At 68.1% G+C, this 23,563-nt stretch carries 22 protein-coding genes and 1 tRNA gene; 16 read left to right on the forward strand and 7 right to left on the reverse strand.

What is annotated here, in order from left to right; genetic code table 11:
• Positions 1–42: 42 nt before the first annotated feature.
• A complete protein-coding gene (locus ACKY0X_RS20770; protein WP_409427524.1) occupies positions 43–1,065 on the forward strand; it encodes an ArsA family ATPase in 1,023 nt (340 codons plus the stop codon).
• The gene (locus tag ACKY0X_RS20775) at positions 1,062–2,219 is read left to right on the forward strand and encodes an ArsA family ATPase (RefSeq protein ID WP_409427525.1); all 1,158 of its coding nucleotides are present in this window, start codon (positions 1,062–1,064) and stop codon (positions 2,217–2,219) included. Before ACKY0X_RS20770 ends, ACKY0X_RS20775 begins: the two co-directional genes overlap by 4 nt.
• 31 nt (positions 2,220–2,250) lie before the next feature.
• Here the strand turns inward: ACKY0X_RS20775 and ACKY0X_RS20780 are convergent, their stop codons facing one another.
• Positions 2,251–2,586 (reverse strand): WhiB family transcriptional regulator, encoded by a 336-nt coding sequence (locus ACKY0X_RS20780; protein WP_065038992.1) that lies wholly within the window; start codon positions 2,584–2,586, stop codon positions 2,251–2,253.
• A gap of 527 nt (positions 2,587–3,113) precedes the next feature.
• On the opposite strand from ACKY0X_RS20780, the gene ponA2 reads away from it, so the two are divergent.
• The 6 genes from ponA2 (at position 3,114) to ACKY0X_RS20810 (ending at position 8,945) form a co-directional block, all read left to right on the forward strand.
• On the forward strand, positions 3,114–5,534 hold the full coding sequence (gene ponA2 / locus ACKY0X_RS20785; protein ID WP_065038991.1) for a transglycosylase/D,D-transpeptidase PonA2: 2,421 nt from the start codon (positions 3,114–3,116) through the stop codon (positions 5,532–5,534).
• A gap of 38 nt (positions 5,535–5,572) precedes the next feature.
• Positions 5,573–6,538: a metallophosphoesterase gene (locus ACKY0X_RS20790; protein WP_409427526.1), complete on the forward strand. Its 966-nt coding sequence runs from the start codon at positions 5,573–5,575 to the stop codon at positions 6,536–6,538.
• Positions 6,535–7,641: a PLP-dependent cysteine synthase family protein gene (locus ACKY0X_RS20795; protein ID WP_409427527.1), complete on the forward strand. Its 1,107-nt coding sequence runs from the start codon at positions 6,535–6,537 to the stop codon at positions 7,639–7,641. Before ACKY0X_RS20790 ends, ACKY0X_RS20795 begins: the two co-directional genes overlap by 4 nt.
• A gap of 305 nt (positions 7,642–7,946) precedes the next feature.
• Positions 7,947–8,020: transfer RNA gene (locus ACKY0X_RS20800), tRNA-Pro, on the forward strand.
• Between the two features lie 163 nt (positions 8,021–8,183).
• A complete protein-coding gene (locus tag ACKY0X_RS20805) occupies positions 8,184–8,441 on the forward strand; it encodes a DUF3297 family protein (protein ID WP_046285064.1) in 258 nt (85 codons plus the stop codon).
• A 102-nt stretch (positions 8,442–8,543) separates the two neighbouring features.
• Positions 8,544–8,945 carry a hypothetical protein gene (locus ACKY0X_RS20810; protein ID WP_409427528.1) on the forward strand — a complete coding sequence of 134 codons (402 nt, stop codon included), beginning with the start codon at positions 8,544–8,546 and terminating at the stop codon, positions 8,943–8,945.
• A gap of 309 nt (positions 8,946–9,254) precedes the next feature.
• Here ACKY0X_RS20810 and ACKY0X_RS20815 read toward each other — a convergent pair whose 3' ends face one another.
• Positions 9,255–9,719: a GatB/YqeY domain-containing protein gene (locus ACKY0X_RS20815; RefSeq protein ID WP_046285066.1), complete on the reverse strand. Its 465-nt coding sequence runs from the start codon at positions 9,717–9,719 to the stop codon at positions 9,255–9,257.
• A gap of 28 nt (positions 9,720–9,747) precedes the next feature.
• On the opposite strand from ACKY0X_RS20815, the gene ACKY0X_RS20820 reads away from it, so the two are divergent.
• The 5 genes from ACKY0X_RS20820 to ACKY0X_RS20840 are packed head-to-tail and all read left to right on the forward strand — an operon-like array spanning position 9,748 to position 14,992.
• Positions 9,748–10,977 (forward strand): hypothetical protein, encoded by a 1,230-nt coding sequence (locus ACKY0X_RS20820; protein ID WP_409429723.1) that lies wholly within the window; start codon positions 9,748–9,750, stop codon positions 10,975–10,977.
• Between the two features lie 10 nt (positions 10,978–10,987).
• On the forward strand, positions 10,988–11,596 hold the full coding sequence (locus ACKY0X_RS20825) for a DUF4129 domain-containing protein (protein ID WP_409427529.1): 609 nt from the start codon (positions 10,988–10,990) through the stop codon (positions 11,594–11,596).
• The gene (locus ACKY0X_RS20830) at positions 11,593–12,702 is read left to right on the forward strand and encodes a DUF4350 domain-containing protein (RefSeq protein ID WP_409427530.1); all 1,110 of its coding nucleotides are present in this window, start codon (positions 11,593–11,595) and stop codon (positions 12,700–12,702) included. The genes ACKY0X_RS20825 and ACKY0X_RS20830 overlap by 4 nt, the downstream gene beginning before the upstream one ends.
• The gene (locus ACKY0X_RS20835; protein ID WP_409427531.1) at positions 12,699–13,676 is read left to right on the forward strand and encodes an AAA family ATPase; all 978 of its coding nucleotides are present in this window, start codon (positions 12,699–12,701) and stop codon (positions 13,674–13,676) included. The genes ACKY0X_RS20830 and ACKY0X_RS20835 overlap by 4 nt, the downstream gene beginning before the upstream one ends.
• On the forward strand, positions 13,673–14,992 hold the full coding sequence (locus ACKY0X_RS20840; protein WP_409427532.1) for a DUF58 domain-containing protein: 1,320 nt from the start codon (positions 13,673–13,675) through the stop codon (positions 14,990–14,992). Before ACKY0X_RS20835 ends, ACKY0X_RS20840 begins: the two co-directional genes overlap by 4 nt.
• A 21-nt stretch (positions 14,993–15,013) precedes the next feature.
• On the opposite strand, the gene ACKY0X_RS20845 is transcribed toward ACKY0X_RS20840, so the two are convergent.
• A complete protein-coding gene (locus ACKY0X_RS20845; RefSeq protein WP_409427533.1) occupies positions 15,014–16,006 on the reverse strand; it encodes a stage II sporulation protein M in 993 nt (330 codons plus the stop codon).
• 228 nt (positions 16,007–16,234) lie between these two features.
• Between ACKY0X_RS20845 and ACKY0X_RS20850 the strand changes: the two genes are divergently transcribed.
• The gene (locus tag ACKY0X_RS20850) at positions 16,235–17,065 is read left to right on the forward strand and encodes an RDD family protein (protein ID WP_409427534.1); all 831 of its coding nucleotides are present in this window, start codon (positions 16,235–16,237) and stop codon (positions 17,063–17,065) included.
• Between the two features lie 6 nt (positions 17,066–17,071).
• Here ACKY0X_RS20850 and ACKY0X_RS20855 read toward each other — a convergent pair whose 3' ends face one another.
• Together ACKY0X_RS20855 and ACKY0X_RS20860 are read right to left on the reverse strand one after the other, a co-directional pair.
• A complete protein-coding gene (locus ACKY0X_RS20855; protein WP_409427535.1) occupies positions 17,072–17,509 on the reverse strand; it encodes a PIN domain-containing protein in 438 nt (145 codons plus the stop codon).
• Positions 17,506–17,745, reverse strand: a complete 240-nt coding sequence (locus tag ACKY0X_RS20860) for an AbrB/MazE/SpoVT family DNA-binding domain-containing protein (RefSeq protein ID WP_065038981.1) — start codon at positions 17,743–17,745, stop codon at positions 17,506–17,508. Before ACKY0X_RS20860 ends, ACKY0X_RS20855 begins: the two co-directional genes overlap by 4 nt.
• A gap of 151 nt (positions 17,746–17,896) precedes the next feature.
• Here ACKY0X_RS20860 and ACKY0X_RS20865 point away from each other — a divergent pair, with 151 nt between their 5' ends.
• Positions 17,897–18,676: a PadR family transcriptional regulator gene (locus tag ACKY0X_RS20865; protein WP_409427536.1), complete on the forward strand. Its 780-nt coding sequence runs from the start codon at positions 17,897–17,899 to the stop codon at positions 18,674–18,676.
• A gap of 15 nt (positions 18,677–18,691) precedes the next feature.
• On the opposite strand, the gene ACKY0X_RS20870 is transcribed toward ACKY0X_RS20865, so the two are convergent.
• Together ACKY0X_RS20870 and glpK are read right to left on the reverse strand one after the other, a co-directional pair.
• The gene (locus tag ACKY0X_RS20870; protein ID WP_409427537.1) at positions 18,692–19,420 is read right to left on the reverse strand and encodes an HNH endonuclease family protein; all 729 of its coding nucleotides are present in this window, start codon (positions 19,418–19,420) and stop codon (positions 18,692–18,694) included.
• 2 nt (positions 19,421–19,422) lie between these two features.
• Positions 19,423–20,940, reverse strand: a complete 1,518-nt coding sequence (gene glpK, locus ACKY0X_RS20875; protein WP_409427538.1) for a glycerol kinase GlpK — start codon at positions 20,938–20,940, stop codon at positions 19,423–19,425.
• 294 nt (positions 20,941–21,234) lie between these two features.
• Between glpK and ACKY0X_RS20880 the strand changes: the two genes are divergently transcribed.
• The gene (locus ACKY0X_RS20880) at positions 21,235–23,550 is read left to right on the forward strand and encodes a hypothetical protein (protein ID WP_409427539.1); all 2,316 of its coding nucleotides are present in this window, start codon (positions 21,235–21,237) and stop codon (positions 23,548–23,550) included.
• Positions 23,551–23,563: the final 13 nt, after the last annotated feature.

Below are 23,563 nucleotides of genomic sequence, written 5' to 3' on the forward strand. Positions count from 1 at the left end.
CGAGCTTATCGCTAGGACGCCCAAGTACTTGGTTAGCATGCAGTGGTGACAGCCACATCCAGCAGCGAGCCGCTTCTCGGCTGGCCTTCGCGATTGACGAAGGCCCGGCTGCATTTCGTGACCGGCAAGGGCGGTACCGGCAAGTCGACGGTTGCGGCCGCGCTGGCGTTGTCGCTGGCAGCCGGCGGACGTCGGGTGCTGCTGGTGGAAGTCGAAGAGCGCCAAGGCATTGCGCAACTCTTTGACGTGCCGCCGCTACCCATTGACCCAGTCAAGGTCGCGACCGCCGAGGACGGTGGTCAGGTCGACGCGCTGGCGATGGACATCGAAGCCGCGTTCTTGGAATACCTGGATCTGTTCTACAACCTGGGGATCGCCGGGCGGGCGATGCGGCGCGTCGGGGCGGTCGAGTTCGCGACCACCATCGCGCCCGGCCTGCGCGACGTCATCCTCACCGGCAAGATCAAGTACCACGTGATCCAGACCGACAAGAACAACAAGCCGATCTACGACGCGATCGTGGTGGATGCACCGCCGACCGGCCGCATCTCCCGGTTCCTCGACGTCACCAAGGCGGTGTCGCAGCTGGCCAAGGGCGGCCCGGTGCACTCGCAGGCCGACGGCGTGGTGAAGCTGCTGCACTCAGATCAGACGGCCATCCACCTGGTGACGCTGCTGGAGGCCCTGCCGATGCAGGAGACCTTGGAGGCCATTGACGAGCTGCGGGCGCTGGACCTGCCGATCGGCAGCGTGATCGTCAACCGCGACATCCCCGCACACCTGGATCCCGCGGACTTGGCGAAGGCCGCCGAAGGCGTCGTCGACGCCGACGCGCTCCGGGCCGGACTGGCCGCGGCAGGGATCACACTGAGCGACGACGACTTCGCCGGCCTGCTGACCGAAACCATCCAGCACGCCACCCGCATCAGCGCCCGGACGGAAACGGCCGAGCAGCTGCAGCAGTTGGACGTGCCGCGCCTGCATCTGCCGACGATCACCGACGGGGTCGACCTCGGCAGCCTCTATGAACTTTCCGAGATCCTCGGCCAACAGGGGGTTCGATGACACCCGACACGACCGGCAGGCCCTTGGCGCTGGACTTGGCGTCAATCCTGTCCGATACCGCCAATCGCGTGGTGGTGTGCTGCGGCGCCGGTGGCGTCGGCAAGACGACCACCGCCGCGTCGATGGCGCTGCGCGCCGCCGAATACGGCCGCACCGTGGTGGTGCTGACCATCGACCCGGCCCGTCGGCTGGCGCAGGCGCTGGGCATCGACGACCTGGGCAACCACCCGCAGCGGGTGCCGTTGCCTGCGGAAGTGCCGGGTCAGCTGCACGCGATGATGCTCGACATGCGCCGCACCTTCGACGAGATGGTGACGCAGTACTCCGGCCCGGAGCGGGCCGAAGCGATCCTGGGCAACCAGTTCTACCAAACGGTCGCCACCTCGCTCTCCGGCACGCAGGAGTACATGGCGATGGAGAAGCTCGGTCAGTTGTTGAGCGAGGACCGCTGGGATCTGGTGGTCGTCGACACCCCGCCGTCTCGCAATGCCCTGGATTTCCTGGACGCACCCAAGCGGCTGGGCAGCTTCATGGACAGCCGGTTGTGGAAGTTGCTCTTGGGCCCCGGCCGGGGTATCGGCAAGCTGGTCGCCGGTGCGCTCGGCCTGGCGATGAAAGCGCTGTCGACAGTGCTGGGTTCGCAAATGCTTTCCGACGCAGCGAATTTCGTGCAGTCCCTTGACGCCACCTTCGGCGGCTTTCGGGAGAAGGCAGACCGCACCTACGACTTGCTCAAGCGCCGTGGCACCCAGTTCGTAGTGGTGTCGGCAGCCGAACCCGATGCGTTGCGGGAGGCGTCGTTCTTCGTCGACCGGCTCTCCCAAGAGCACATGCCGCTGGCCGGGCTGATTCTCAACCGCACTCATCCGATGCTGTGCGACCTGCCCATCGAGCGCGCCATCGACGCGATCGAGACGCTGCACGAGCCTCAGTACACCGCATCGCTGCCCGAAGGGGCGACTGCGCTCACCACGGCGGCACTGCAGATTCACGCCGAGCGCGGCGCTACCGCCAAGCGTGAGATCCGACTGCTGTCGCGTTTCACCCGGGCCAACCCGCGGGTTCCCATCGTGGGGGTTCCGTCATTGCCGTTCGACGTCTCCGATTTGGAGGCGCTCGGCGCGATCGCCGACCAACTGACGGCGAAGAAGTAGAAGTAGAAGCGAAGAGGGACTCAGCCGGGCGTCAGCCGGCGTCACGCTGCTTGCGCTGGGCGGCGAAGTACTCGCGCCAGGAGGTCACCTCGGGGTGCTGCTTGAGCAGTGCCCGGCGTTGCCGCTCGGTCATGCCGCCCCACACGCCGAACTCGACCCGGTTGTCGAGGGCGTCGGCCAGACACTCGAGCACGACCGGGCAGTGCCGACAGATAACCGCGGCTTTGCGTTGCGCCGCACCACGTACGAAGAGTTCATCGGGATCCGCACCGCGGCATACGGCTTTGGAAACCCAGGCGATTCGGCCCTCGTCCTGCACGCCGCGCAATACGGTTCGGGGGGCTTGGGATGCTGAAGCCGTTGGCATGCTGGTGTTGTGAACCGCTGTCCCTGCAACAGACACTGACGATCCTCCGTCCCGGCCGCCGCCGGCAGCCACCTATTCAACATCGGCGCCGACCGACACACTGCGATCTACGCCACATCGTGTCATCAGTGTTACCTGAATCGCACTTGATGTCCAAGTTAGGTGGTCAGGTGCTGTCTGCGCAACAGGTTGATGGGCACTTTTTTGGGACGACCGTGCAGTCCGATCATGATCTGCGCCGCGGTCAGCAGTGGGACCGCAGCATGAACCGCCATTTTTTGACGCCTACGTCAGTTAAAGCGGCCTTGCGGTTCCCGCGGCGCTGGGGGTCTTAGGCGAGCACCTACTGCTACCGGGGCTGGGCGGCCCGCCTCGCCCGGCTCCGCCGCGCTTGCGACCACCGCGGGGTTGATGGCGGCGGCCCGCCTCGCCCGGCTCCGCCGCGCTTGCGACCACCGCGGGGTTGATGGCGGCGGCCCGCCTCGCCCGGCTCCGCCGTGCTTGCGACCACCGCTAGTGTGTAAGCCATGTCGGAGCGCCCCCCGACCGGCCCTACTGTGCTCAAACTGGCCGGGTGTTGTCTGCTCGCCGCCGTGTTGCTCGCGGCGCTGCTGTTTCCCGTCGCCGGCGGTATCGGCCTGATGTCCAACCGCGCCTCCGACGTGGTGGCCAACGGGTCGGCCCAGCTGGTCAGCGGTGATGTGCCCGCGGTGTCGACGATGGTCGACGCCAAGGGCAACACGATCGCGTGGCTGTACTCGCAGCGCCGGTTCGAGGTGCCCAGCGACAAGATCGCCGACACGATGAAGCTGGCGATCGTCTCCATCGAGGACAAACGGTTCGCCGAGCACAGCGGGGTGGACTGGAAGGGCACGCTGACCGGGCTGGCCGGCTATGCCTCCGGAGACATCGACACCCGCGGCGGCTCGACGCTGGAGCAGCAGTACATCAAGAACTACCAACTGCTGGTGCTGGCCCAGACCGACGCCGAGAAGCGCGCCGCGATCGAGACCACTCCGGCGCGCAAGCTCCGCGAGATCCGGATGGCCCTCACTTTGGACCGGACCTTCACCAAGCCGCAGATCCTGACCCGCTACCTCAACCTGGTGTCTTTCGGGAACAACTCGTTCGGCATCCAGGACGCCGCCCAGACCTACTTCGGTGTGGATGCCGTGGACCTGAACTGGCAGCAGTCGGCCCTGTTGGCCGGAATGGTGCAGTCGACCAGCACACTGAACCCCTACACCAATCCAGAGGGCGCACTGGCGCGACGGAACCTGGTGCTGGACACGATGATCGAAAACATCCCTGGCGAGGCAGACGCGCTGCGCGCGGCCAAGCAGGAGCCGCTGGGCATCCTGCCGCAGCCCAACGAGCTGCCGCGGGGCTGCATCGCGGCCGGCGACCGAGCCTTCTTCTGCGACTACGTGCAGGAGTACCTGACGCGGGCGGGGATCAGCAAGGAGCAGGTGGCCCGCGGCGGCTACGTCATCCACACCACGCTGGACCCCGACGTGCAGGCCCCGATCAAAGAGGCGATCGACACCTTCGCCAACCCCAACGTGCAGGGCATCGCCAGCGTGATGAGCGTGATCAAGCCCGGCAGTGACGCGCACCCGGTGCTGGCCATGGCCAGCAACCGCACCTACGGGCTCAACGCCGACCTCGGCGAAACCATGCGGCCGCAACCGTTCTCACTGGTCGGCGACGGCGCCGGGTCGATCTTCAAGACATTCACCGTGGCCGCGGCGCTGGAGATGGGCATGGGTATCAGCGCCGATCTCGAAGTGCCCGGCCGGTTCCAGACCAAGGGCATGGGCAGCGGCGGCGCCAAGGGCTGCCCCAAGGAGACCTGGTGCGTGGTCAACGTCGCGCCCTACCGGTCGCCGATGAACGTCTCCACCGCGCTGGCGACCTCGCCCAACACCGCGTTCGCGAAACTGATCTCCCAGGTCGGCGTCGGCCGTACCGTGGACATGGCGATCAAGCTGGGCCTGCGCTCCTATGCCGATCCGGGCACCGCCCGCGACTACGACCCGGACAGCAACGAGAGCCTGGCCGACTTCGTCAAACGCCAGAACCTGGGCTCGTTCACCCTGGGGCCGATCGAGGTCAACGCGCTGGAGCTGTCCAACGTTGCGGCGACCTTGGCCTCCGGTGGCGTCTGGTGCCCGCCGAACCCGATCGACAAGGTCTTCGACCGCAACGGCAACGAGGTGGCGGTGACCACCGAGACCTGTGAGCGAGTGGTTCCCGAAGGGCTCGCGAACACGATGGCCAACGCCCTGAGCAAAGACATCCAAGGCGGCGGCACCGCGGCACCGGCCGCCGGTTCGGTGGGCTGGGATCTGCCGATGGCGGGCAAGACCGGCACCACCGAGGCGCACCGCTCGTCGGGCTTTCTGGGCTTCACCAACCGCTACGCGGCGGCCAACTACATCTTCGACGACTCCCTCTCGCCCGGAGATCTGTGCTCGTTCCCGCTGCGGCACTGCGGAGATGGGGACCTCTACGGCGGCAACGAACCGGCCCGGACCTGGTTCGCGGCGATGAAACCGATCGCCACCGAGTTCGGCGACGTCATCATGCCGCCGACCGATCCGCGGTACGTCGACGGCGGCCCCAACTCACGGGTGCCCAGTGTGACCGGCCTGGACGTGGACGCTGCCCGGGCGCGACTCAAGGAAGTCGGATTCCAGGTCGCCGACCAACCGAACTGGGTCAACAGCAGCGCCCGTTCCGGGGCCGTGGTCGGCACCTCACCGAACGGTCAGACCATTCCCGGTTCGATCATCACCATCGAGGTCAGCAACGGCATCCCGCCGCCACCGCCACCGCCGCCGGACGGCCTGCCGCCGATGGGGCCGGTGGGTTCGACGGTGGTGGAGATTCCGGGATTGCCGCCGATCACCATTCCGCTGCTGCCGCCCCCTGCGCCGCCGCCGTAACCGCGGTAGCGCGCTCTGGGCGCAGTAGTCTGAACGCCATGGCTCCTTCACCTGCCCTGACCCGGTCCGTCGTCGCCGCTTCGGCGGCGCTCGGGCCGGCGGCTCTCGCTATCGGCTACGGCGCGCTGATCGAACGCAACGCGTTCGTGGTGCGCGAGGCGACGATGCCGGTGCTGGCGCCCGGCTCCTCACCGCTGCGGGTCCTGCACATTAGCGACATCCACATGCGTCCCGGGCAGCACCGCAAGCAGGCCTGGCTGCGGGAACTGGTGCGCCTGGAGCCCGACCTGGTGGTCAACACCGGCGACAACCTTGCACATCCGAAGGCGGTGCCGGCGGTGGTGCAGGCCCTGGGTGACCTGCTGTCGGTGCCGGGCGTGTTCGTGTTCGGCAGCAACGACTACTTCGGTCCGCGGCTGAAGAACCCGGCCAAGTACCTCACCAAGCCGACGCATCGCATCCACGGCGTCCCGCTGCCCTGGCAGGACCTGCGCGCGGCCTTCACCGAGCGGGGCTGGCTGGACCTGACCCACAACCGTCGCGAATTCGATGTGGCCGGCCACCGGATCGCCGCGGCCGGTGTCGACGACCCACACATCGAGCGGGACCGCTACGAGACGATCGCCGGCCCGGCCGACCTGACCGCCGACCTACGCCTGGGGCTGACCCATTCGCCGGAGCCACGCGTGCTGGACCGGTTCGCCAGCGACGGCTACCAGTTGGTGATGGCCGGCCACACCCACGGCGGCCAGCTGTGCGTGCCGTTCTACGGCGCACTGGTCACCAACTGCGGGCTGGATCGCTCCCGGGTCAAGGGGCCCTCGCAGTGGGGTGCGCACATGCGCCTGCACGTCTCCGCGGGCATCGGCACCTCACCGTTCGCGCCGGTGCGGTTCGCCTGCCGTCCCGAGGCCAGCCTGCTGACCCTGGTGGCGGCGCCCACCGGCGGTGACGACTCGCAGCTCACCCGCGGCTCGACCCAGCCCTCCGTGTCGGCCCGTTGACTGGGCGGATCGCCGACCACGGGCATCCACGGCGCTGGGCCGACAACGCGATCCGGCTGATCGAAGCCGACGCACGGCGCAGCGCCGACACCCATCTGCTGCGTTACCCGCTGCCCTCGGCGTGGGCCGCCGAGGCCGACGTAGCGTTGTACCTCAAGGACGAGACCACCCACGTCACTGGCAGCCTCAAGCACCGGCTGGCCCGCTCGCTGTTTCTCTATGGACTGTGCAACGGCCGGATCGCCGAGGGCACCACGGTGGTCGAGGCGTCGTCGGGGTCCACCGCGGTCTCGGAGGCCTATTTCGCGGCCCTGCTGGGCCTGCCGTTCGTGGCGGTGATGCCGTCCTCGACCAGTGCATCAAAAGTGGCGCTGATCGAGGCACAGGGCGGACGCTGTCATTTCGTCGCGCATTCGGCCGATGTCTACGCCGAAGCGGAGCGGATCGCTCGCGAGGTCGGCGGGCATTACCTGGATCAGTTCACCAACGCCGAGCGGGCCACCGACTGGCGCGGCAACAACAACATCGCGGAGTCGATGTTCTCGCAGATGCGCGACGAGGCCCATCCGATCCCGGATTGGATCGTGGTGGGGGCCGGCACCGGCGGCACCAGCGCAACGATCGGCCGCTACATCCGGTACCGCCGGCACGCGACCCGGTTGTGCGTGGTGGACCCGGAGAATTCGGCCTTCTACCCGGCCTATTCGCAGTGCCGCTACGACGTGGTGGTCGAGGAATCGTCGCGGATCGAAGGCATCGGCCGGCCGCGGGTGGAACCGTCGTTCCTGCCCGATGTAGTGGACCGGATGGTGGCCGTCCCCGATGCCGCCTCGGTGGCCACGGCGCGACACGTCAGCGCGGTGTTGGGGCGTCGGGTGGGCGCCTCGACCGGCACCAATGTCTGGGGTGCGTTTGCGCTAGTGGCCGAGATGGTCGCCGACGGCCGCAACGGATCAGTGGTAACCGTGCTGGCCGACAGCGGCGACCGCTACGCCGACACCTACTACAACGACGACTGGCTGGCGCAGCAAGGGCTGGACCCGACGGGTCCGGCCGCGGTCTTGGCCGAGTTTGAGAGGTCCTGCCGGTTCGCGTTCGCCTGAGCCCGTTCTTCGGCTGCGTCGGGGTTGGTGGCGGCGAGCCACACCGCAGCCAGAGCGAAGAAACCGGCATACACCGCTCCGCCTAACAGCGTCATGATTTGACTCCCTTTGCACTAAACCTTGTTAGTCAGTCTGCCTAAGTCCTCCTATGTTTGCGAGTTCCACGCGCCGGATGTGGGGCGTTTCATGCTCCGGGGAGCTAGTGAGCTGCGCCTCGATGACGGTTTCGCGGGTCCCCATCATCGGCACAGCCTGGGCGTTTGGGTGACCGGCGGCGCGGTGCGATACGCTGTCGTGGCTTCACACGGGGTGTGGCGCAGCTTGGTAGCGTGCTTCGTTCGGGACGAAGAGGTCGTGGGTTCGAATCCCGCCACCCCGACTCAGGTTGTTGCAGGTAGAGGGCTCTGGCCGGTTAATCCGGTCGGGGCCTTTTTCCGTTGGCGTCCCCCGTAGGTCCGTGATTTCATCCAGCCAGGCTTGGTCGCGTAGGTTCTCAGAGAACCAAATCCCAGAACGTAACGCAGCATTCAACGAAGGCCATCATGTCCGAGGATCAGAACACCGACGTTCCACCGAATCATCTGTCCATCGATCCGCGCAGCGCCTTCTACGACGAAGAGGTGCTCCGCCGCGACGTGGGTATTCGCTTCAATGGCGTCGAGAGAACCAACGTGCACGAATACGACGTGGCCGAGGGCTGGGTGCGTGTGGAAGTGCCTACCGCCAAGGATCGCCGTGGAAATCCGATGGTCGTCAAGCTCAGCGGCACGGTTGAACCGTATTTCCGCGTAGCGGAATAGCGGACGCCCCGCGGTTACCGGCGCGGTTCTGAGTTCGTCAGACCGTGCCTGGTTGTATCGAAACCGGTCCACCAGCCTCGTTGGCCGTAGACAATGTCTGCTGTGGACTTCCCGATGCGCTACGACCGGTGGTATCGACCACTGGCGACCGTGTTCGGCCTGGGACCCGGGCGGGCCAGCATCCGGGTGGCCGACGGTCTGCTGCAAGTCCGAAGCGGGTGGGCCTTCGCCATGGACATCGCCTTGAACAACATCGAATCCGCCCGGCCGGCGCCGGAACGCATGTGGGGCTGGGGCGTCCATCAGGCATGTAATGGCTGGCTGGTCAACGGATCCCGGCACGGCGTGGTCCAGATACGGCTCACCCACGGCGTCAAACCGAGCAAAGCGCCGACGGCCGGCTTGTTCAACAGGCCGGTCCGCTGTCTCTACGTCAGCGTTACCGATCCCGACGGCTTCATCGCCGCGCTGACGGGCTGGCAGTTGCCCGCGACGGGTTCCTAGAGCAGTTCGCGGACCGCGGCGAACGCGGTGGCGGCCTTGATCCCTGCCAGCCGGAACGGGCCTATGCTGGTGGTGTGATCGAAGCGGTACTCCCGTGGGCGCTTCCCGTCGTCGTCATTCTCGTTATCGTGGCGATCCTGATCGCGCTTTCGGCACATTTCAACCACGACTGAGCGGTGTTTACGACTCGGCCCCATCGAGACCGAAATTCGGCCCCGATGGGGCCAGTCCGGGATCGTCCTTTGATGCTGGCTACATCACCTCAGGGCTTGTGCCGAAATGCATTTGAACGCAACCGCCTTGATCGCGCTAGAGCCTTTCGCGGACCGCGGCCGACAGCCGCGAACCGTCGGCCTTGCCCGCGGCAATTGCGGTGGCGGCCTTCATCACCTGGCCCATGTGCTTCATGTGCGGCCGCTCCCCGATCGCCTCGGCGACCTGCGCCAGCGCGGTGTCGACGACGTCGGCCAATTCGGCGTCGCTGAGCGGCGCCGGAAGGTACTCGTCGATGATCCGAGCCTCGGCGTGCTCTTCGGCGGCGAGGTCACCTCGGCCGTTCTGGGTGTAGATCGTCGCGGACTCCGCACGCTTGCGGGCTTCGCGCGCCAGCACCTTGAGGACGTCCTCGTCGGTCAGTTCCCGGGCCTGTTTTCCGGCGACCTCTTCGGCCTGGATCGCGGCCAACAACATTCGCAGAGTCGCCGTGCGCAGCTTGTCCTGCGCCTTCATCGCCGCCGTGAGATCGGTACGCAACTGGGATTTGAGTTCCGCCATGCCCCATAACGCTACGCTCAGCCTCATGGTGAATCCGCCTCCGCCCGGCTACCCCGGACCTGGTTTTCCGCCTCCCGGCTACGGCCCGCCACCGGGCTATGGCCCACCGCCACCGGGCTACGGTCCACCGCCCGGCTACGGCCCACCACCCCCGGGCTACGGTCCCCCGCCTCCGGGTTACGGCCCACCGCCCGGCTACGGAGCACCGCCTCCTGGCTTCGGTCCCCCACCCGGCTACGGCCCGCCGCCGGGATACGGCGCCCCGGTGGGCTATCCGCAGCCTGAACTCAAGCCCGGCATCATTCCGTTGCGCCCCCTGAGCCTGACCGACATCTACAACGGCGCCGTCGGCTACATCCGGGCCAACCCGAAGACCGTGCTCGGCCTTACCGCCGTGGTGGTGGTGGCCACCCAGATCATCAGTGGAATCGCGCTGTTCGGCCTGCTCTCGACGCTCGACCCCTCGGGCCCGGGTAGGTCGTCCACGGAGCTCTCCGGCGGTGACGTCGCGGCGTGGCTGACCGGTTCTGTTGGTGCGGCTATCGTGACCGCCCTGGGCACCATCGTGTTGACCGGCCTACTGACGGTGGTGGTCGGCCGCGCGGTGTTCGGGTCGCCGATCACCATCGCCGAAGCCTGGGCGATCGTGCGCGATCGCTTCGGGCCGCTGATCGGATTGACCGCCCTGATCGGCCTCGCCGCGGCAGTGTTGTGTGGTTTCGCGGCGGCCCTGATCGCCTTTGCCGACGGAGCGGGCGGCACCGGCGCCGCGGTGTTGATCGCCGTGCCGCTGGTACCGGCACTGATCGCGGCATTGGCCTACGGCTACACCGTGCTGGTCTTCGCGCCGACCGTGATCGTGCTGGAGCGCCAACCCGTGTTCGAAGCGATGCGCCGCTCGTTCTACTTGGTGCGCAACAGTTTCTGGCGAGTGCTGGGCATCATGGCGCTGACGGCACTGATCGTCTCCCTGATCAGCAGCGCAGTGGCGTTTCCCTTCAACATCTTCGGGATGATCGTCACCCACGGCGCAGACGCCCTGACCGGCGGTGCACAGTTGAGCCTGTTCTCCCGGATCGGAACGACGATCGGTCAGATCATCGTGCTGCCCTTCAGCGCGGGGGTGTCGGTACTGCTGTACACCGACCGCCGCATCCGGGGCGAGGCCTTCGATCTGGTGCTGCGAACCGGCGCCACCGGTGGGCCGTACGTCGGCGGGTGGACCGACAACCTCTGGCTGACCAGGCCTCCGGGGTAAGGATCCCGGGGTGCCCACCGTCGACGTCGACCGCGAAGCCGCCCGCGAAGCGGCCGAACGCGAGCTGGCAAAACCGATGTACCCGCGGCCGTCGCCCAAGCAGCAGTTCCTCGACTTCATCGAGACGCTGGTACGGCGGTTGGTGCTCAAGGGTGCGGAGTTGCCCGGCGGATGGTTCACCATCAGCGTGTTGCTGATCGTCCTCGCGGCAGCCGTGATAGCCGCCGTCCACGTCAGCCGTCGCATGCTGCACGACGGCCACCGCGGCGATCCGTTGTACGGCACAACACAGCTCAGCGCCGCCGAACACCGTGCCGCCGCGCAACAACACGCCGCATCGGGAGATTGGGTCGAGGCGATCCGGCACCGCCTGAGGGCCGTGGCTCGAGCACTCGAGGAAAACGGGGTCTTGCGTCCTGCCACGGGCCGTACCGCAACCGAACTGGCCCGCGACGCCGGTGCGGCTCTACCCGCCCTGGCCGGTGAGCTGTTCCGGGCTGCCGAGACATTCAACGACGTCAACTATGGCGAGCTGCCCGCCACCCCGGAGGGATATCGGATCGTCACAGAGCTCGACGAGCGGGTGCAGGCCACAACACAGGCTCGGCAGTACCGATGACCACCAGGCTGCGGACATGGCTGTGGGTCGCGGCTGCCTTGGCCGTGATCGTGGCGGTTTCGGCGGTGGGCGCCTACCTGACCTCACCGCGACCGGGTGGCCGAATGGACCCCAATGCCACCGGCCCCGAGGGCACGCACGCTCTGGTGACACTGCTGCGTCACCGAGGGGTCGAGGTCCTGCCCGCCGCAACCGTCGATGACGTTGCCCTGCAGGCACGTCCCGACACATTGGTGCTGGTGGCCCAGACCCCGCGCATCGCGGGCAGTGAGCTGATGAACCGGCTTGCCGATCTGCCCGGCGACCTGCTGCTGGTCGCACCGGACGCCCTGGCCCGCAAGGCCCTCGCGCCCGGCATCCGGTCCGGCCCCGCACGGGCGTACACCCACCAGCCCGGTTGCGGACTGCGCGAGGCGCAACAGGCCGGAGCCGTCGACCTGCGCACCACTGCGACCTATGTTGCAAACAAAGGCTATTCACTGGACAGCTGCTACGACGGCGCTCTGGTGCGCTACCGCGACGGCAAGCGGACCATAACGGTGATCGGCAGCGAGACGTTCATGACCAACGCCGACCTGGCGCGGGAAGGCAACGCCGCGCTGGCGATGAATCTTGCCGGCACCTCCGATCGCCTGATCTGGTATGCGCCCCAACATATTCAAGGCGCAAAATCGGGGAAGGCCGCGATCGCCGCCCTGATCCCGCAGAACCTACGATGGCTGTTCTGGCAACTGTGTGTGGCACTGGCCCTGGCCGCCGCCTGGAAGGGCCGCCGGCTCGGCCCCCTGGTCACCGAACAAATGCCCGTGGTCGTCCGCGCATCGGAGACCGTCGAAGGGCTCGGCCGGCTCTACCGCTCGCATCGGGCCCGCGATCGAGCAGCCGCCGCCCTGCGCACCGCGGCCCTACGCCGACTGGCTCCCCGCCTGGGATTGGGCCCGGGACCCGAACCGCCCGCGTTGATCGCGGCAGTGTCGACGCGCATTGGGGCGCACCCGGACTGGTTGTGGCACTTACTGTTCGGTCCTCCCCCGGATTCCGACGATGCCCTGGTCGCCCTGGCCCACGCACTCGACGACATCGAAAGGCAGGTCACCCACTCGTGACGCACACTCCCGCAGAGAATCCGGCTGCCGCCGCAGCCCGCGACGCATTGCTGGCGTTGCGCAGCGAAGTCGCCAAGGTAGTGGTCGGCCAGGACGCTGTGGTCAGCGGCCTGGTGATCGCGCTGTTGTGCCGCGGCCATGTGCTGCTCGAAGGTGTTCCGGGCGTGGCGAAAACACTGCTGGTCCGAACCCTGAGCGCTGCGTTGCGGTTGGACTTCAAGCGCGTCCAGTTCACCCCGGACCTGATGCCCGGAGACATCACCGGCTCGCTGGTCTACGACACCCACACCGCGGAGTTCGTGTTCCGGCCCGGACCGGTCTTCACCAATCTGCTGCTGGCCGACGAGATCAACCGGACTCCGCCCAAGACCCAGGCGGCGCTGCTGGAGGCGATGGAGGAAGGTCAGGTCAGCGTCGACGGCGCGGCCAAGCCGCTGCCCGACCCGTTCATCGTTGCCGCCACCGCCAACCCCATCGAGTACGAGGGCACCTACCGGCTGCCGGAGGCCCAGCTCGACCGTTTCCTGCTCAAGTTGACTGTGCCGCTGCCGGTGCGCGAAGCCGAGATCGACATCTTGGCTCGGCATGCCCACGGCTTCGATCCGCACGACCTGTCCGCGGTGGCCCCGGTGGCCGGCGCGCAGGATCTGGCGGCCGGGCGCGCCGCGGTGCGCCAGGTGCTGGTGGCCGACCAGGTGCTGGGCTACATCGTCGACGTGGTGGCGGCGACCCGGCACTCGCCCGCCCTACAGCTGGGTGTCTCACCGCGCGGCGCGACCGCGTTGCTGGCCACGTCGCGGTCGTGGGCGTGGCTGTCCGGGCGCAATTACGTGACGCCCGACGACGTCAAGGCGATGGCTCGCTCCACGCTGCGGCACCGGGTGATGTTGCGCCCGGAGGCCGAACTCGAAGGCGCCACCGCCGACGGCGTTCTCGACAGCATTCTGGCCTCGGTTCCGGTGCCGCGCTGGTGATTGTGACCGGTCGTGCCGCGCTGATCGCACTGCTGGGCGCCGTGCCGATCACGCTGGCCCCCTGGCCGGCGGCCGCCTTCGCGGTGCTGCTGGCTGGGCTCACCGCGGCAGTGCTGCTCGACGTCGCGTTGACGACAGATCCCGCCACGCTGCACATCGACCGGTCCATGGACAACGCGGTACGGCTCGGCCAGACGATCACGACCACCTTGTGGATCGTCAACGGCAGCCGCCCATTTCGCGGTCAGATCCGTGACGCCTGGTCGCCCAGTGCCTGTGCCGCACCGCGCACCCATCCGCTGGAGCTTGCGGCCGGCCAGCTATCCCGCGTGGTCACCGAGCTACGGCCGATCCGCCGCGGCGACCAGCAGGCCGCCCGCGTCACGGTGCGCTCGATCGGGCCGCTGGGGCTGGCCGGGCGGCAGCGCTCTCGGCAGGTGCCGGGGCAGGTGCGGGTGCTTCCGCCCTTCTTGTCCCGCCGGCACCTGCCGGCACGGCTGGCCCGGCTGCGGGAGGTCGACGGGAATCTTCCGGCACTGGTACGCGGCCAGGGCAGCGAATTCGATTCGCTGCGCGAATACGTCGCGGGCGACGACGTGCGCTCGATCGATTGGCGGGCCACCGCGCGGCGCTCCGAGGTGGTGGTGCGCACCTGGCGGCCCGAACGGGACCGGCGGGTCGTCATCGTGCTCGACACCGGCCGCACGGCGGCCGGCCGGATCGGGGTCGACCCCACCGCACGCGATCCCGCGGGCTGGCCGCGACTGGACTGGTCGATGGATGCCGCACTGTTGCTGGCGGCGTTGGCATTACGCGCCGGCGATCACGTCGATCTGCTCGCCCATGATCAGGTGACCCGCGCCGGGGTATTCGGCGCATCGAGGACTCGCCTGTTCGCTCAACTGGTCGACGCGATGGCGCCACTGCAGCCGGCGCTGGTCGAATCCGATGCCGCGGCGATGCTGGCCACCTTGTCCCGGCGGGCGCGCCGCGGCAACCTCGTTGTGCTGTTGACCGATCTCAACCCGTCCGCCCTGGAAGAGGGCCTGCTGCCGGTGTTGCCGACGCTGACCGCGGCCCACCAGGTGATCCTCGCCGCGGTCGCCGATCCGCGAGTGGAACGGCTGGCTCAGGGACGCGGCGACGCGGCCGCGGTCTATGACGCCGGCGCCGCCGAGCGAGCCCGCAATGACCGCCGCGCGATGGCGGCCCGATTGCGTCGCAGCGGCGTGCGAGTGATCGACGCTCCGCCCGAGGATCTGGCACCGGCGCTGGCCGATGCCTATCTGGCGATGAAGGCCGCCGGGCGGCTCTGATCGCTGGACTTGCGGGAGGGGCTAGCCGGTGGGGACGACGTCGGGGGCATCGGCGATGTCACCGGTCTCGTCGGCGGCCACCGCCTTGCGCCCGAAGTACCCCACGTAGGCCAAAAACGCGACCTCCACCGCGGCCCCGATGCCGATCCGCAGCCACGTCGGCAGCGGCGATGGGGTCACCACCGCCTCGAGCAGCCCGGCCACGGCGAACACCACGACCAACCCCACGGCGACCGCGACGACGGCGCGGCCCTGTTCGGCGAGTGCCTGCGCGCGGGGGCGATCGCCCGGGGCGATCACGGTCCAGCCCAGGCGCATGCCCACCGCGCCGGCCAAGAACACCGCCGTCAACTCCAGTAGCCCGTGCGGGGCAAGCAGTCCCAGCATGAAACCGCCCCGGCCGGCGTGGAACATCAGTCCGAGCCCCAAGCCGAGGTTGGCGGCGTTGGAGAACAACAGCACCGGGATGGGCAGACCCAGCAACACGGAGAACGCAATGGCGCGAGCGGCCACCCAGGCGTTGTTCACCCAGACCTGCAGCGCAAAGGATCCGGCCGGGTGATCGCTGTAATAGGCGGCGAAGTCGTGGTTGACCAACCGGTCGATCTCCGCGGGGGTGCCGATCACCGCCTGCACGTCGGGGTTGCCGGCCACCCAGCAGGCGATGACCGCCGACACCGCCAGGAACACCACGGCGGTGCCCAGCCACCACCGCCAGGCGCGGTAGGCGACCACCGGAAACGACACCGTCACGAACCGGACGAATTCCGAGGCCAGCGGCGCATGGGCACCGGTGACGGCGGCACGCGCCCGCGCCACCAGGGCGGAAAGTCGGCCGATCAGCGCCGCGTCCGAAGACGACGAGCGCAGCACCGAAAGATGGGTGGACACCCGCTGGTAGAGGTCGACTAGCTCGTCGACCTCTGCGCCGCTGAGCCGACGCCGATTCTTGACCAACGTCTCCAGCCGGTCCCAGATCGGTCGATGGGTCAGCACGAAGGCGTCGACATCCACGTCGCCGAGCGTAGCGAGGACTGCGAGCACGGCGAAGCCGGGCGACGCAGGTCCGCGCCATCAGGCACAGCGAGGACTGCGAGCACGGCGAAGCCGGGCGACGCAGGTCCGCGCCATCAGGCACAGCGAGGACTGCAAGCACGGCGAAGCCGGGCGATACAGATCTGCGCCCTGCGGCACGGCCGCGAGCGCCTCGATGAGTCCTGTTCGGCGAGTAGCGTCTGAGCTATGGCGAACCGCAGCCCCGAGCTGGTGACCGGCGACGCCGTCGTCCTCGACATCGCGATCGCGCAGTTGCCGGTACGCGCGGTCAGCGCGCTGATCGACATCACCGTCGTGATAGTGGGATACCTGTGCGCGATCGTGCTGTGGGCCACCACCCTCGGCCGGTTCGACGACGCGTTGACCACGGCCATCATGATCATCTTCGCGGTGCTGCTCTTGGTCGGTTATCCGGTCATCATGGAGACCGTCACCCGGGGCCGGTCGCTGGGCAAGATGGCGATGGGGCTGCGGGTGGTTTCCGATGACGGCGGCCCGGAACGCTTCCGACAGGCCCTCTTTCGGGCGCTGGCCTCCGTAATCGAGATCTGGGGACTGACCGGCAGCCCGGCGGTGATCTGCAGCCTGCTATCACCGCGCGGAAAACGCCTGGGTGACATCTTCGCCGGCACGGTGGTGATCAGCGAACGCGCGCCGGCTTCGACGCCCCCGCCCATGATGCCGCCGGGACTGGCCTGGTGGGCCTCGACGTTGCAGTTATCGGGCCTGCGGGCCGAATCCGCCGAACTGGCAAGGCAATTCCTGGGTCGGGCCGCACAGCTCGACCCGCATACCCGGCAGATGATGGCCTACCGGATCTCCGGCGATGTGCTCGCGCACATCTCACCACCACCGCCCCCGGACGCCCCGCCCGAGCTGGTGCTGGCCGCGGTGCTGGCCGAACGACATCAGCGCGAGCTAGCGCGGTTTCAGGTCATGCCGCCCGGGCCGTATTTCCCGCCGCCTCCGGCGCCGTGGCCGCCGCCGAATGCCGGCGGATTCTTCCCCCCGAGCTGAGCGGCGTCACCTCGCGGTTGGCCCCAGTGGCAGTTGTAGCACGGTGACCCCGAGCGCCTCATAGGTGGAGCGCGCCCGGGCGTCTCTGGTGGCCAGCGGCACATGGTGTTCCCGAGCAGTCAGCGCCACCAGCGCGTCATACGTCGCACCGCCCGTCACGCCCTTGCCAGCACACTCCCGGTGTAACACCCGTGCGGCACGAACCGAAAGCGCCAGCGGTTGTGCGAAGTTCTCGTCAATCAGGCGCGCCGCATCAGGTGCGGACACCCGCGCGTCACCGGGCAGCCGGGTGAGCACCGCGTATGTTTCAGCCAGACTGTGCCCGGTCAGGCATAACGATTGCCCATGGGCCCACGCGGCAACGTGCGCGTGGTGCTCGTGACTGCCGATCAGCAGCGGTACCGCGACGCTGGTATCGACCGCCACCGCGCCCTGGGCAGTCAACGCCGACCCGCGTCGATGAGTCCGAAAACCGTCTCGTCGGTAACCGCGGTATCACTTTGGGCGACCAGTCGACCCGTGGCATCGCGCTCCAGTCGGGCGGTGCGACCACCGGGCGTGATCTGCACGCCGTTGCCGTACTGCGAGATGTCGACCACGGTTCCGGGCGCAAGGCCCAAGCTGTCGCGTAGCGGTTTGGGCACGACGATCCTGCCTGCGGAATCGATAACAGCCTCCATTGGGATGACGCTACCAGCCAAATCCCATTTCCATCTTTTCCGCGATCTGGCCGGCCGCCGAAGAAAATTCGTTGCATCTCGATAGTTCTCGATATATCGTTAGCGTATCGGGAGCGAATCGCGCTCCCCCTTCCCAAGCAATGAGGTACGCATGAACAGCCCCTTTGGTCCGCCCGGCGGGCCCTTCCCAGAAGACGCCGCACACCAGGTCGGGTTCGGTTTCGGTCCCGCGGCGCCACATCAGCGCCGCGCGGCACACATCGCGCGTCGGCAGGCCCGGCGTGAATTTCGCAGGCAGTTGCGCGACCAGGCCGCCGAGCACTGCGCGCCGTTCGGCTTCGGTCCGGGCCACGAGGCCACCGGCCCCGGATTCGGCCCGGATTTCCGGCACGGATTCGGCCCCGGTTTCGGCCCTGGTTTCGGACCCGGCGGCCCCGGCTTCGGCTTCGGCTTCGGCCCGGGCGGGCACCGTGGGCACCGGCGCGGCAATCGCGGCCGGCGCGGCGACGTGCGGCTCGCCATCCTGGCCCTGCTGGCCGAGGGTCCGATGCACGGCTACGAGATCATTCAGCAGATCGCCGAGCGCAGCCAGCAGCTGTGGCGTCCCAGCCCCGGATCGGTCTATCCGACTTTGCAGATGCTGGTCGATGAAGGTCTGATCACCGGCACCGAAACCGATGGCAAGAAGCGACTTTTCGAATTGACCGAAGAAGGTCGCGGGGTCGCGGAGACGATCGAGACACCGCCGTGGGAACAGATCGCCGACGGCGCCGACCCGGGGCAGATCAACCTGCGCACCGCCACCGGCCAGCTGTTCGGTGCCGTCGCGCAGGCCGGCCAGGCAGCCACGCCCGAGCAGCAGCAGCGCATCGTCGACATCATCAACAGCGCCCGCAAAGAGATCTACGGAATCCTGGGGGAAACCGACTGAGTCTGACCGTGCGGGTCAACAGTGCCGAAGGACCCGATGCATCGCGGTCTTCTCGTTCGATGAAACCCACAGTCCGTAAGCGGTTTTGACCGTGATCTGGCGGGCTACGAATTCGCATTCGAACGCGGCGTTCGCCGGCAGCCAGCCGGCGGCGTCGCGGAATGCTTTGTCGAAGTTGGCTTGGGCGCTGACCGCGAGCAGGTTGCGCGGATCGTTGGCGAAATCGCGGCGGCGCCTGTCGTCCCAGGTTCGCGCTCCCTTGTACCAGGCGTCGGCCAACGACACGAGATGGTCGACCTGCACGGCCTCGGACGTCTCGGGGCCACGGGCAAAGGCGATGGTCTCCCCGGAATACGGGTCGTGCAGGACACCACGCTGCACCAGGCAGGTGCCCCGTCGCAGTTCGACCTGGGTCAAGTCGCGGCGCAGGATGTCGTCGCGGGTATTGCAGCCGTTATGGCCGAATTCGACGTCGACGTCATCACTCCACCGCTCGCCGAACCGGTAGCGCTTGAAGTCCTTCTCGCGATCCCAGCCCCTGACCGGCAGCGCTTCGAGCAGGCGGCGGGCGTCGTCGTAGCCCGGATCCAGCGGCGCCGCGCTCGGCCTCGGCGGCGTCGGAGTCGGCGAGGGCCCCGACGGCTGCGTGAACCACCCGGCCTGCTGCCACCACGCCCAGCCGACAACGGCCACCACGACCAGCGCAACCACCGCGCCGGCCAGCACCCGCCTGCGTGCGGCCATTCTCAGGGCAGCTCGACCCAGTCCAGCGTGCGCTGCACGGCCTTTCGCCACCCGGCATAGCCTTCGGCGCGCTGCTCATCCGACCAGTTCGGGGTCCAGCGCCGATCTTCGCGCCAATTGGCGCGAAGATCGTCAGGTCCCTTCCAGAAGCCGACGCCCAATCCGGCCGCATACGCCGCGCCCAGCGCGGTGGTTTCGGGCACAACCGGCTTGACCACGTCGACGCCGAGAACATCAGCCTGGATCTGCATACACAGATCATTGGCGGTGATGCCACCATCGACCTTCAGAACACCAAGGTGCACACCGGAGTCGGCTTCCATCGCTTCGGCCACGTCTCGGCTCTGGTAGCAGATCGCCTCCAGGGTGGCCCGCGCCAGATGCGCGTTGGTGTTGAAGCGGGACAACCCCACGATCGCGCCGCGCGCATCCGAACGCCAGTACGGTGCGAACAGCCCGGAGAACGCAGGCACGAAGTACATCCCGCCGTTGTCGGCGACCTGGCGGGCGAGGCTCTCGACCTGCGTGGCTCCGCTGATGATGCCCAACTGGTCGCGCAGCCACTGCACCGCGGACCCGGTGACCGCGATCGAGCCCTCCAGCGCATACGCGGGCTTGGCGTCGCCGAACTGGTAGCAGACCGTGGTCAACAATCCGTTGTTGGAGCGGACGATCTGCTCACCGGTGTTGAGCAGCAAGAAATTTCCCGTGCCGTAGGTGTTCTTCGCCTCGCCCGCCGACAGGCACACCTGGCCGACCATCGCGCTCTGCTGATCGCCCAAGATGCCGGCGATCGGCACCTCGCCGCGCAACGGTCCGGTGCTCGCGGTGACCGCATGCCGGCGTCGCGTCGACGACGCCGTGATGCGCGGCAGCATCGCCTTGGGGATCGAGAACAACGCCAGCAGCTCGTCGTCCCAATCCAGGGTCTCGAGGTTCATCAACATGGTGCGGCTGGCGTTGGTGACGTCGGTCAGGTGCACGCCGCCGCGCGGGCCCCCGGTCAGGTTCCACAGCACCCAGCTGTCGCAGGTGCCGAACAGCGCGTCGCCACGTTCGGCATCGGCACGCACCCCCTCGACGTTGTCGAGAATCCACTGCAGTTTGCCGCCGGAGAAGTAGGTGGCCGGCGGCAAGCCGGCCTTGCGCCGGATCACCTCCCCGTGGCCGTCGCGCTCGAGGGCCGCGGCGATGGCGTCGGTTCGGGTGTCTTGCCAGACGATCGCGTTGTGGTAGGGCTGGCCCGTCTTGCGGTTCCACACCACCGTGGTTTCGCGCTGGTTGGCGATGCCCAGCGCCGCCAGATCCGACGCGTGCAACTTGGTGGTGTTGAGCGCCGAGACCAGCACCGCCGCGGTGTGGTTCCACAGTTCGAACGGATCGTGTTCCACCCAGCCGGCTCGCGGCAGGATCTGCTCGTGTTCGAGCTGATGGCGGCCCACCTCTGCACCGTCGTGGTCGAAGATGATGCAGCGAGTGCTGGTGGTGCCCTGGTCGATCGACGCGACGAAATCGGCCAAGTCTGACTCCTGTCCATACCGGTGCCGGTCGGTGCCGCGTCCATCATCGCCCACCTGGTCCGATCGGGTGGCGCTACACGGCAGGATCGCGGCGCCCGGGCAGGTCAGTCCACAAAATTAGACATTCTTCACGAACCCATCAGACGCTATTTATTCACTCAGACGCATATTTCGATGTATTGCGAGTACATCTCGTGATGGTGAACAAACGGTGTCGGAACGCCGCCGATGTCTGTGCCCCCCAGAAGCCGCCGTGGCCGACCGCGTGCAGGTCAGAACTGAATCGGAGAAGACATGGACGTCGTCCTCGGTGTGGCACTTGCGTCGAGCACACCCGCCACCATCCACACCGTGCTGGTCTGCGGAGAACGCGGGGACGGCGTCACGCTGGAAGAGCTCAGCATTGACGTGCCTCCCGACGACTCCGTCGAGTTCGCCGCCGTCGACGCGTTGATCGCGGCGATCCTGCGGGCGCGTGACGCCGCGGACTCGGCCGGTCTTCGCCTGGTGTCGACCGGCGTGACGGTGACCGATCCGCTCGACGCGGCCGCACTGAGTTCACGGCTTTCCAGCGGCGCCCTCGAGGGCTTGGAAAACGTGGCTCTGGTCTCCCCGGTGCTTGCGGCGGCAAGCTTGACCCACAACCTGGGACAGACGGTCGGCTGCGACCAGATGGGGCTGCTGTCCGTCGAGGCGTCAACCGCGACACTGGCCATGGTGGACTGCACCGACGGCACCATCACCCGGATCTTTCGGCAAGCCCTCGCTGACGGCGACGCCACCGCCGCGGTCGACACGGTCGCCGATCGGCTCACCGCCGCCCACACGTCTCCGGACGGTCTGTTTCTGATCTGCGCCGAGGGCGATTCGACCGCGTTGCGGCCGCGACTGGAAGCGACGGTCGACCACGAGGTGTGTGAACCCGCGGAGCCGCGTGCCGCGCTGGCCCGCGGTGCGGCACTAGCCTCTGCCCGCCTGGCCGGTGTCGCGGCGGAGTCCGCTGCGCTGGCCTACACGAAAGAGCCCGCATCCGATGCTGTCGGGCCCTGCTACTACGACATCCCCGGCTTTGACGCCGACGATCTGGCCTACAGCGCAGTGCCCGACGAAGATGCCGAAGCGGCCACCGAGATCTTCGAACCGGTGGGCCATCCGCCTCGCCGTCCGCTGCTGGTGGCCGGCGCGGCGTTGGCGTCTGCCGCTTTCGCCGCGGCGTCGGCGCTGATGGTGGCCATGACGCTGGACATCACTCCCAACCTGGTTGCGCTGCGGCCGGATCTGGGGCGGGCGCTGACCCTTCCACACCGGGCTCCGAACCTTCAGGTCCCCGCCACCGAGCCGTTCGGGGGACAACCGCCGGTGATGGGGCAGGCACCAGCGGACTCGATTCCACTGCCGCCGTTGAGCCTGCCGTCGGCACCCGACCTTCCGGCGGCAGTGCCGCTGGGTGCGCCGACGCCCGGGCTGCCGGCTCCACAGCCGGTGGCGGCCGGGGCCAGCACCGGGCCGTTGTTCGTTCCCGCCCCGATCTTCGGTCCGCCGTTGCCCATCCACCCGCCGGCGGCGCAGACGCCGTCGCCCTTCCTGCTGGCGCCGCTTCCGCAGCCGGCCCCGCACCGGCCCGTCCTGTCGGGGATGCCCGATCTGTCATTCCTGTGGGGATTGCCCGGCAAGAAGCCGGCGGCACCCGCCCCGCCGGTGGTCAAGCCCCAACCGCCCGAGGTCAAGCCCGAGCCCCCGGTGGTCAAGCCCACGCCGCCCGTCGAGCTTCCCAATCCCCCGGTGGTCAAGCCCGATCCGCCGATTGTGAAGCCCAATCCCCCGGTGGTGAAGCCGAACCCGCCGATCGAGCTTCCCGATCCGCCGGTCGTGAAGCCCAATCCCCCGGTGGTCCAACCCGAAATCCCGGTGGTCAAGCCGAACCCACCGGTCGTCAAGCCCGAGATCCCGGTGGTCAAGCCGAACCCACCAGTCGTCAAGCCCGAGATCCCGGTGGTCAAGCCGAACCCACCGGTGGTGAAACTGCCGGATCCGCCGGTTCAGGTCCCGGACCTTCCCGTCGTTAACCCCAACCCGGGAATCCAGCTGCCGGAACTGCCGGTCAAGGTTCCCGACGCTCCCGCCGTCAACCCCAGCCCGGGAATCCAGTTGCCGAGTCTGCCGATTCAGTTGCCGAATTCAGGCCCCCCGGCCGGACTTCCGGTGCCCGAGGCGCCGTCGCTGCCGTCGCTGCCCGCACCCCAAGCACCCTCGCTGCCCGCATTGCCGTCGCTGCCCGCACCGCAGGCACCGTCGCTGCCGTCGCTGCCCGCACCCCAGGCACCCTCGCTGCCCGCACTGCCGTCCATGCCGGCGCCCAAGGCACCGTCGCTGCCCGCACTGCCTGCACCGAGCGCTCCCTCCATGCCTAATCTGGGTGGTGGCCTGTTCGGCGGAGGCGGCAAGCCGGGCGGAATCTTCGGCGGCGGGGGCAACCCGGGCGGAATCTTCGGCGGCGGCAAGCCCGGCGGAGGACTGTTCGGCGGCGGGGGTGGTGGCGGCCTGTTCGGCGGCGGATCCCGCGGTGGCGGACTCTTCGGCGGCGGAGGCAAGGGCCTGTTCGGCCACTAACGTTCGCCCAGAA

This window comes from Mycobacterium sp. SMC-11, from assembly GCF_046250095.1.
GTDB lineage: Bacteria > Actinomycetota > Actinomycetes > Mycobacteriales > Mycobacteriaceae > Mycobacterium > Mycobacterium heraklionense_A.

Bases quoted from the DNA above. Each gene is read 5' to 3' on its own strand.
- ACKY0X_RS20780 (WP_065038992.1), bottom strand. From the start codon at position 2,586: ATGCCAACGGCTTCAGCATCCCAAGCCCCCCGAACCGTATTGCGCGGC.
- ACKY0X_RS20815 (WP_046285066.1), bottom strand. From the start codon at position 9,719: ATGGCGGAACTCAAATCCCAGTTGCGTACCGATCTCACGGCGGCGATG.
- ACKY0X_RS20830 (WP_409427530.1), top strand. From the start codon at position 11,593: ATGACCACCAGGCTGCGGACATGGCTGTGGGTCGCGGCTGCCTTGGCC.
- ACKY0X_RS20805 (WP_046285064.1), top strand. From the start codon at position 8,184: ATGTCCGAGGATCAGAACACCGACGTTCCACCGAATCATCTGTCCATC.
- ACKY0X_RS20850 (WP_409427534.1), top strand. From the start codon at position 16,235: ATGGCGAACCGCAGCCCCGAGCTGGTGACCGGCGACGCCGTCGTCCTC.
- ACKY0X_RS20790 (WP_409427526.1), top strand. From the start codon at position 5,573: ATGGCTCCTTCACCTGCCCTGACCCGGTCCGTCGTCGCCGCTTCGGCG.
- ponA2 (WP_065038991.1), top strand. From the start codon at position 3,114: ATGTCGGAGCGCCCCCCGACCGGCCCTACTGTGCTCAAACTGGCCGGG.
- ACKY0X_RS20775 (WP_409427525.1), top strand. From the start codon at position 1,062: ATGACACCCGACACGACCGGCAGGCCCTTGGCGCTGGACTTGGCGTCA.
- ACKY0X_RS20870 (WP_409427537.1), bottom strand. From the start codon at position 19,420: ATGGCCGCACGCAGGCGGGTGCTGGCCGGCGCGGTGGTTGCGCTGGTC.
- ACKY0X_RS20860 (WP_065038981.1), bottom strand. From the start codon at position 17,745: ATGGAGGCTGTTATCGATTCCGCAGGCAGGATCGTCGTGCCCAAACCG.
- ACKY0X_RS20865 (WP_409427536.1), top strand. From the start codon at position 17,897: ATGAACAGCCCCTTTGGTCCGCCCGGCGGGCCCTTCCCAGAAGACGCC.
- ACKY0X_RS20880 (WP_409427539.1), top strand. From the start codon at position 21,235: ATGGACGTCGTCCTCGGTGTGGCACTTGCGTCGAGCACACCCGCCACC.